The following is a 6202-nucleotide window of genomic DNA, read 5'->3' as shown; positions in this document are numbered from 1 at the left end:
CTCGCCCGCCGCCTCGCGGCTGATGCCCCGGGACTCACGCAGGCGCCGCAGGTGCGTGCCGAGCACGATCCGCAGCACGGTCGGGCCGCCCTGTGGTCCGGCGAGGAGATCCCGCACCGACGAAGCCGGATCCGGCTGTCGTGACGCCATGTGTGTCCCCAGAAGTCTCGTATGCCCGCTGTTCCCTGCCGCCGGGCACGGCGCACCGTGGCTCCGGCGGCACCGAGGGTAACCCGTTCCGTCCCCGGAGTGCGGGGCCGCACGACCGGGCGCGCTCGCCGGGCGCCGCCGCCCGGCCCGTGCCATGGTGAGGCTGACGGCGCTGGGTGCGCGTGGGACGCGAGCGGAGGCCGGTGGCATGGAGTGGTCGCTGACGCGAACGGCGAGACGGTCGGCGTACTGGCTGGGCGCCGCGCTCGAACGGCACGCCGGGGTGCGCGTGTCGCGGGTGGAGCGGCGGCCGGCCGGACGGGCGGGGCGGCCGGGGGCGTCGGTGCGGCCGCCCGCCGACCCGGTGGCCGACCGGCTGCTGGTGGCGCCGGTGTTCGTGCTGTCGGCGCCGCGCTCGGGCTCCACGCTGCTGCGCGTGCTGCTGGACAGCCACCCGGAGCTGCACGCCCCCATCGAGACGCACGTGCGGCGGCTGTCGGTGCGGTGCACGACCCGGCTGGCGCGCGCCGCGATGGAGGCGTTCGGGCACAACACGGCGGATGTCGAGCACCTGCTGTGGGACCGGCTGCTCCACCGCGAACTCGTGCGCAGCGGCAAACGGGTGCTCGTGGAGAAGACGCCGAGCAACGTGTTCGTCGCCGAGCGGCTCGCGGTGTGCTGGCCTGACGCGCGGTTCGTGTTCCTGCTGCGCCACCCGGCGTCGGTGGCGCGGTCCTGGCACGAGGCCGATCCGGTGCGGCGGCCCATGAACCGGGCGGTGCCGCACACCCTCGCCTACATGGAGGCGCTGGAGCGCGCCCGGAAGCGGCTGGCCGGGCTGACCGTCAGGTACGAGGACCTGACGGCGGATCCGGCGGCGGAGACCCGGCGGCTGTGCGACTACCTGGGGGTGCCGTGGGCGCCGGAGATGCTGGCGTACGGGCGGCAGGACCACGGGGAGTTCCGCAAGGGCATGGGCGACTGGCGGGAGAAGATCCGCAGCGGCGCGGTCCAGCCGGGCCGCCCGCTGCCGGCGCCGGACGCGGTGCCGCCGGCGCTGCGGGAGATGGCACGGCGGTGGGGCTACCTCCCGGTCCCGGTGGCCGGCTGACGGCGGGCGGTGCGGGCGCTGCGGGCCGCAGCCGTGAGCGGGCGCGCCACCGGGGAAACCCCTCCGGAAAATACCGGTCGTTTTCCGGAGAGGTGAGCCCTTCTTCTCTCACGTGAGTCGCGCGCGGACGCGTCTCAGGGAGTCTTGACGGCCTTGACGGGCGCTTCTATCGTCCCGTCAGCCGCCCCGCGTTCGGAAGTTTTTCGGCGGCAGGCGCGCGCCGCGCGCTGTCTTCCCTCCGCTTCTCGCCGTCAAGGGGGAGTTCCCGCCGATGAAGAGACCGAAGATTCCGCACGTCGTCGCCGTGTGCGCGCTCGCCGCCGCGCTGGGTCTGTCGTCCGCCTCGGGTTCTTCGGACACAGCCAGCACACCCGGCACCGCCGCCGCCCCGCAGGCCGCCGAGCCCGCGGCGGCCGGGGGCGAGCACTGGGTCCACACCTGGGCCGCGATGCCGCAGCTGACGGAGCCGGAGAACATGCCGCCCCCGCCGTTCACCGCGGACGACGCCGTGCTCGCGGACACCACGCTGCGGCAGACCGTGCACGTGACGACCGGCGGTGACCAGATCCGGCTGCGGTTCTCCAACGCCTTCGGCGACGTGCCGCTGACCCTGGACGCCGTCTCCGTGGCGCTGCCCCTGGACGGGGCCGCGGGCACGGACGCGGTCGAGCCGGGCAGCGTCCAGCAGGTGACGTTCAGCGGCCGGGCCGGCACCACCATCCCGATGGGCGCCCAGGTGGTCTCCGACCCGCTGGACCTCGACCTGGCGCCGTCCTCCAACCTGACGGTGACGGTCTATCTGGAGGAGGGGCTGCCCTCCCAGAACCTCACCTCGCACCCGGGCTCGCGCACCACCTCCTACCTGCTGGCCGGGAACCACACGGACGCGCAGTCGCTCCCCGGCGCGACGCCGGTCGACCACTGGTACCTGCTGTCCGGCGTGGAGGCGTGGTCCAGCGGCCGGACGTCGGCGGTGGCCGTGCTCGGCGACTCGCTCACCGACGGCCGCGGCTCCACGACCAACGGGAACGACCGCTGGCCCGACCAGCTGCTCGAGCGGCTCCAGTCCCGCCCCGCCACGTCCGACGTCGCGGTGCTCAACCAGGCCGCGGGCGGCAACCGTGTCCTCAACGACGGGCTGGGCCCCAACGCGCTCGCCCGCCTGGACCGTGACGTCTTCGCGCACAGCGGCGTCGAGTGGCTGATCGTCTTCGAGGGCATCAACGACATCGGCACCGCGGAGGCCACCCCCGAGGCGCAGGAGCGGGTGGCCGCCGACCTGATCGCCGCCTACGAGCAGATCATCATCCGCGCCCACGCCCAGGGCATCCCCGTCTACGGCGCGACGCTGCTGCCGTTCGGCGGCAACGACCTCTACGACGACCCGTCCGGGAACCGCGAGGCGGCGCGGCAGACGGTCAACGAGTGGATCCGCACCAGCGGCGCCTTCGACGCGGTCATCGACTTCGACCGCGTGGTCCGCGACCCGGAGCAGCCGGACCGGCTCCTGCCGCACCTGCACGACGGTGACTGGCTGCACCTGAATCCCGAAGGCTACGGCGAACTCGCCGCGGCGGTGCCCGACCGGCTGTTCCGCTGACGCCGGGGGGCACCGGCCCGGGCGCCCTCGTCCGCCCGGGCCTGGCCTAGCGCCGGACGAGGGCGTCCCTGACCGAGGACCACGACCGCAGCACGTCCCGCTCCGGCCCCTCGGCCGCCGCCACGGCGTCGGCGTGGGCCGCGCCGAGCACCTCGTCGAGGCTGACCTGGCGGCCGGTGCGGGCCGACTCGACGGCGGCGGCGACCATCGCCAGGCTCATCGCGTTCTCGTGGACCTCACCCCGGGGCACCGTGCCGGTGCGCAGGGCGCGGACGAACGCGGCCAGCGCGCCCGCGATGCCGTCGGGGATGCCGTCGGGGATGCCGTCCGGCGCCGCCGGGGGCGTCTCCCCCGCCGTCGCCGCCCCCGTCTCCAGCTCCAGCTCGGGGGCGTCGTCGCCGTTCCACCGGGCGCTGCCATGGCGCCCGCTGACGCGCCAGGAGCCGTTCCAGGAGGTCTCCAGGCCCGGGCTGCACCAGCTGGCCGTGTACACGTAGCGGATGCCGCCGGTCATCTCGAAGAGCGCGGTGGCCGCCGCGTCGCCCCGGTACCAGCTCCAGGACGGGTTGTACTCCTGGCAGTAGACACTGACCGGCTCGGCGTCCAGCAGGTACCTGGCGGTGTCGAACGGGTGGATCGCCATGTCGAGCAGCAGCGGGTGCGCCATGGTGTCGCGGAACCCGCCGAAGCGCGGTGCCCGGAAGAACTCGGTGGTGCAGATGCCCAGCCCGCCCAGGGCCCGGGCCTGTTCCCGGAAGCGGTACAGCCGCGCGTCGTACCGGCGGGACTGGCTGACCATGAACAGCAGGCCGGCCGCCTCCGCGGCGGCGGCCAGGCGCAGCGCCTCCGGCAGCGTGGCGGCCGCGGGCTTCTCGCCGAGCACCGGCAGCCCGAGGCCGAGCGCCTCCAGGGTCACGGGCAGGTGTGCGGCGGGCACGGTGACGTCGATGACCGCGTGGGGTGCCGTGCGGGCCGCGAGCGCCGTCAGGCTGGTGCCGGTGGGGATACCGGGCGCGCCCGTCTCCTCGGCGGCGGCGCGGGCGGCGGCCGGGTCGAGGTCAACGATGCCCGCGAGACTGACGCCGGGCGACCCGGCCACGGCGCGCAGCCAGCCCCGCCCCATGGCGCCCGCGCCGACGACGATCACCCGCAGCGGTCCGGTGTCCGGCGGGAGGGTGCGGAAGGCCAGCGGAGTCACGCCGGGGTGCCCTCCTTGCCGAACCAGCCGGAGTCGCAGCGGGTCAGCTCCGGCTCCCGGCGCTCCGGCGCGGCGGGGACGGCCCACGTCACGGCGTTGGCGAGGACGCGGCGGACGCCGGGGTGGTGGTAGACGGGGTAGTCCTGGTCGCCGGGGCTGAAGTAGAAGATCTTGCCCTTGCCCCGGCGGAAGGCGCAGCCGCTGCGGAAGACCTCGCCGCCGGAGAAGGAGCTGACGAAGACCAGCTCGTCGGGGGCGGGTATGTCGAAGAACTCGCCGTACATCTCCTGCTCGTCGATGATGAGCGGGTGCGGCACCCCGGCCGCGACCGGGTGCGAGGGGTTGACCGTCCAGACCAGCTCGCGGTCGGTGCCGTTGCGCCACCGCAGCGAGCAGGTGGTACCCATCAGCGTGCGAAATATTTTCGAGAAGTGTCCGGAGTGGAGGACGACCAGGCCCATCCCGGCGAGCACGTGGCGCTGGACGCGGGCGACGACCTCGTCGGACACCTCGTCGTGGGCGATGTGCCCCCACCAGGTGAGCACGTCCGTCCCGGCCAGCACGGACTCGGTCAGGCCGTGCTCGGGCTCGTCCAGCGTGGCGGTGCGGACGACGGCGCCGCTGCCGAGGTGCTCGGTGATGCCGCTGGCGACAGCGCCGTGGATGCCGTCGGGGTACAGCTCCGCGGTGCGGCCGCCCTCCTGCTCGTGGCGGCCCTCGTTCCAGACGGTGACGCGGATCGGGGCGGGTGGTGGTGCGGACATGCAGCCTCCTTGCGGATCGGGGAAACGCACCGGGGAAGGCACCGGAAGACGCGGGGGCGGCGCCCGAGAACGGGAAAGAAGTTGCGAAACAATTTCCCCTCGACGCTACGGTCCGCCCCCGGCACCGTCAAGGCGTCCGCCGCTTGCCTGCCCTTCGGGGAAGCGGCCGGAAACCGCCGGTCCCGTGGACTACAGTGGTCCGAAAAATTTGCCGGAAGGCCCCGGGAGCGAACGTTGGCCGCCCATCAGTCACCGCGCCCCACCCTCGCCCGGATCGCCGCGGCGGCCGGGGTGTCGGTCTCGACCGTCTCGAAGGTGCTCAACGGCCGCGACGACGTGTCGGACGCCACGCGCCGCCGTGTCGACGCGGCGCTGCGGCGGCACGGCTACGTCCGCCGCGGCGTGCCGGCCCTGGGAGCCGCGCCGCGCACAGTGGACCTGGTGATGGGGTCACTGGACGGCTCGTGGCAGGCCAGCGTGGCCAGCGGCATGGAGGAGGCCGCGTACGAGGCGGGGCTGCACGTGGTGATCTCCGCCGCCCGCCAGGGCGGGCACGGCCCGGACTGGCTGGACCGGATCCTGGAGCGCGGCACCGCCGGCGTCGTGCTCGGCCTGGTCGAGCCCACGGCGGAGCAGCTGGCGCGGCTCGCCGGTGCGGAGGTGCCGTGCGTGGTCATCGACCCGCTCAGCGACCCGCCCCCCGGCGTCACGTCCGTCGGCACCAGCAACTGGGCCGGCGCCTACGAGGCGACCATGCACCTGCTGGAGCGCGGCCACCGCCGGATCGGCCTGGTGACCGGGCCGCCGCAGCACCTGTTCGCGCAGGCCCGCATCGCCGGGTACCACTCCGCACTCGCCGCGGCCGGGGCCGAGGCCGACCCGGACCTGGTGCGGCACGGCACCTACGACCGGGCCAGCGGCGGGGCGCTGGTGCGCGCCCTGCTGGCGCTGCCCGACCCGCCCACGGCGCTGTTCGTCTGCTCGGACCACATGGCCATCGGCGGCTACGAGGCGCTGGCCGGGGCCGGGCTGCGCGTGCCGGAGGACATCAGCGTCGTCGGCTTCGACGACCTGCCCGAGGCGGAGTGGGTCTCCCCGCCGCTGACGACGGTGCGGCAGCCCCTGAAGGAGATGGGCGGCAACGCGCTGCGCGTCCTGGCCCGCCTGATCGCCGGCGAGACCCCGCAGACTGCGCGGATCGAGCTGGCCACCACCCTGGTCGTCCGCGGCAGCACCCGTCCGCGGGACTGACGCCCCGGGCTCCGGAAGCGGCACCAGGGCTCACCGGGGGCAACACCGGGGGGCAACACCGGGGGCAACACCGGGGGGAGGTACCCGCCCGGCACGGCCAGGGGATATCTTGATGTCGAGACGATGAC

The 6202-nt window shown here is 74.6% G+C and carries 5 protein-coding genes and 1 pseudogene; 3 read left to right on the top strand and 3 right to left on the bottom strand.

Features of this window, described 5'->3' with window-relative positions; translation table 11 throughout:
- A pseudogene (locus JK356_RS19420) lies at positions 1 to 150 on the bottom strand (transcriptional regulator); the annotation flags it as partial.
- 208 nt (positions 151 to 358) lie between these two features.
- Between JK356_RS19420 and JK356_RS19415 the strand changes: the two are divergent.
- Complete coding sequence (locus JK356_RS19415; RefSeq protein WP_201869946.1) at positions 359 to 1261, top strand: sulfotransferase; 903 nt, start codon at positions 359 to 361, stop codon at positions 1259 to 1261.
- 271 nt (positions 1262 to 1532) lie between these two features.
- Positions 1533 to 2861: an SGNH/GDSL hydrolase family protein gene (locus JK356_RS19410; RefSeq protein ID WP_201869945.1), complete on the top strand. Its 1329-nt coding sequence runs from the start codon at positions 1533 to 1535 to the stop codon at positions 2859 to 2861.
- Between the two features lie 46 nt (positions 2862 to 2907).
- Here JK356_RS19410 and JK356_RS19405 read toward each other — a convergent pair whose 3' ends face one another.
- Both JK356_RS19405 and JK356_RS19400 read right to left on the bottom strand, forming a co-directional pair.
- Positions 2908 to 4059: a Gfo/Idh/MocA family protein gene (locus JK356_RS19405; protein ID WP_201869944.1), complete on the bottom strand. Its 1152-nt coding sequence runs from the start codon at positions 4057 to 4059 to the stop codon at positions 2908 to 2910.
- The gene (locus tag JK356_RS19400; protein ID WP_201869943.1) at positions 4056 to 4823 is read right to left on the bottom strand and encodes a ThuA domain-containing protein; all 768 of its coding nucleotides are present in this window, start codon (positions 4821 to 4823) and stop codon (positions 4056 to 4058) included. The genes JK356_RS19405 and JK356_RS19400 overlap by 4 nt, the downstream gene beginning before the upstream one ends.
- Positions 4824 to 5057: 234 nt before the next feature.
- On the opposite strand from JK356_RS19400, the gene JK356_RS19395 reads away from it, so the two are divergent.
- The gene (locus JK356_RS19395) at positions 5058 to 6074 is read left to right on the top strand and encodes a LacI family DNA-binding transcriptional regulator (protein WP_201869942.1); all 1017 of its coding nucleotides are present in this window, start codon (positions 5058 to 5060) and stop codon (positions 6072 to 6074) included.
- Positions 6075 to 6202 lie beyond the last annotated feature (128 nt).

Origin of the sequence: Streptomyces sp. 7-21 (assembly GCF_016741785.1) — a bacterium.
Classification (GTDB): Bacteria; Actinomycetota; Actinomycetes; order Streptomycetales; family Streptomycetaceae; genus Streptomyces.
This window is presented reverse-complemented; position numbering and strand designations above follow the sequence as displayed.

Bases quoted from the DNA above. Each gene is read 5' to 3' on its own strand.
- JK356_RS19410 (WP_201869945.1), top strand. From the start codon at position 1,533: ATGAAGAGACCGAAGATTCCGCACGTCGTCGCCGTGTGCGCGCTCGCC.
- JK356_RS19400 (WP_201869943.1), bottom strand. From the start codon at position 4,823: ATGTCCGCACCACCACCCGCCCCGATCCGCGTCACCGTCTGGAACGAG.
- JK356_RS19415 (WP_201869946.1), top strand. From the start codon at position 359: ATGGAGTGGTCGCTGACGCGAACGGCGAGACGGTCGGCGTACTGGCTG.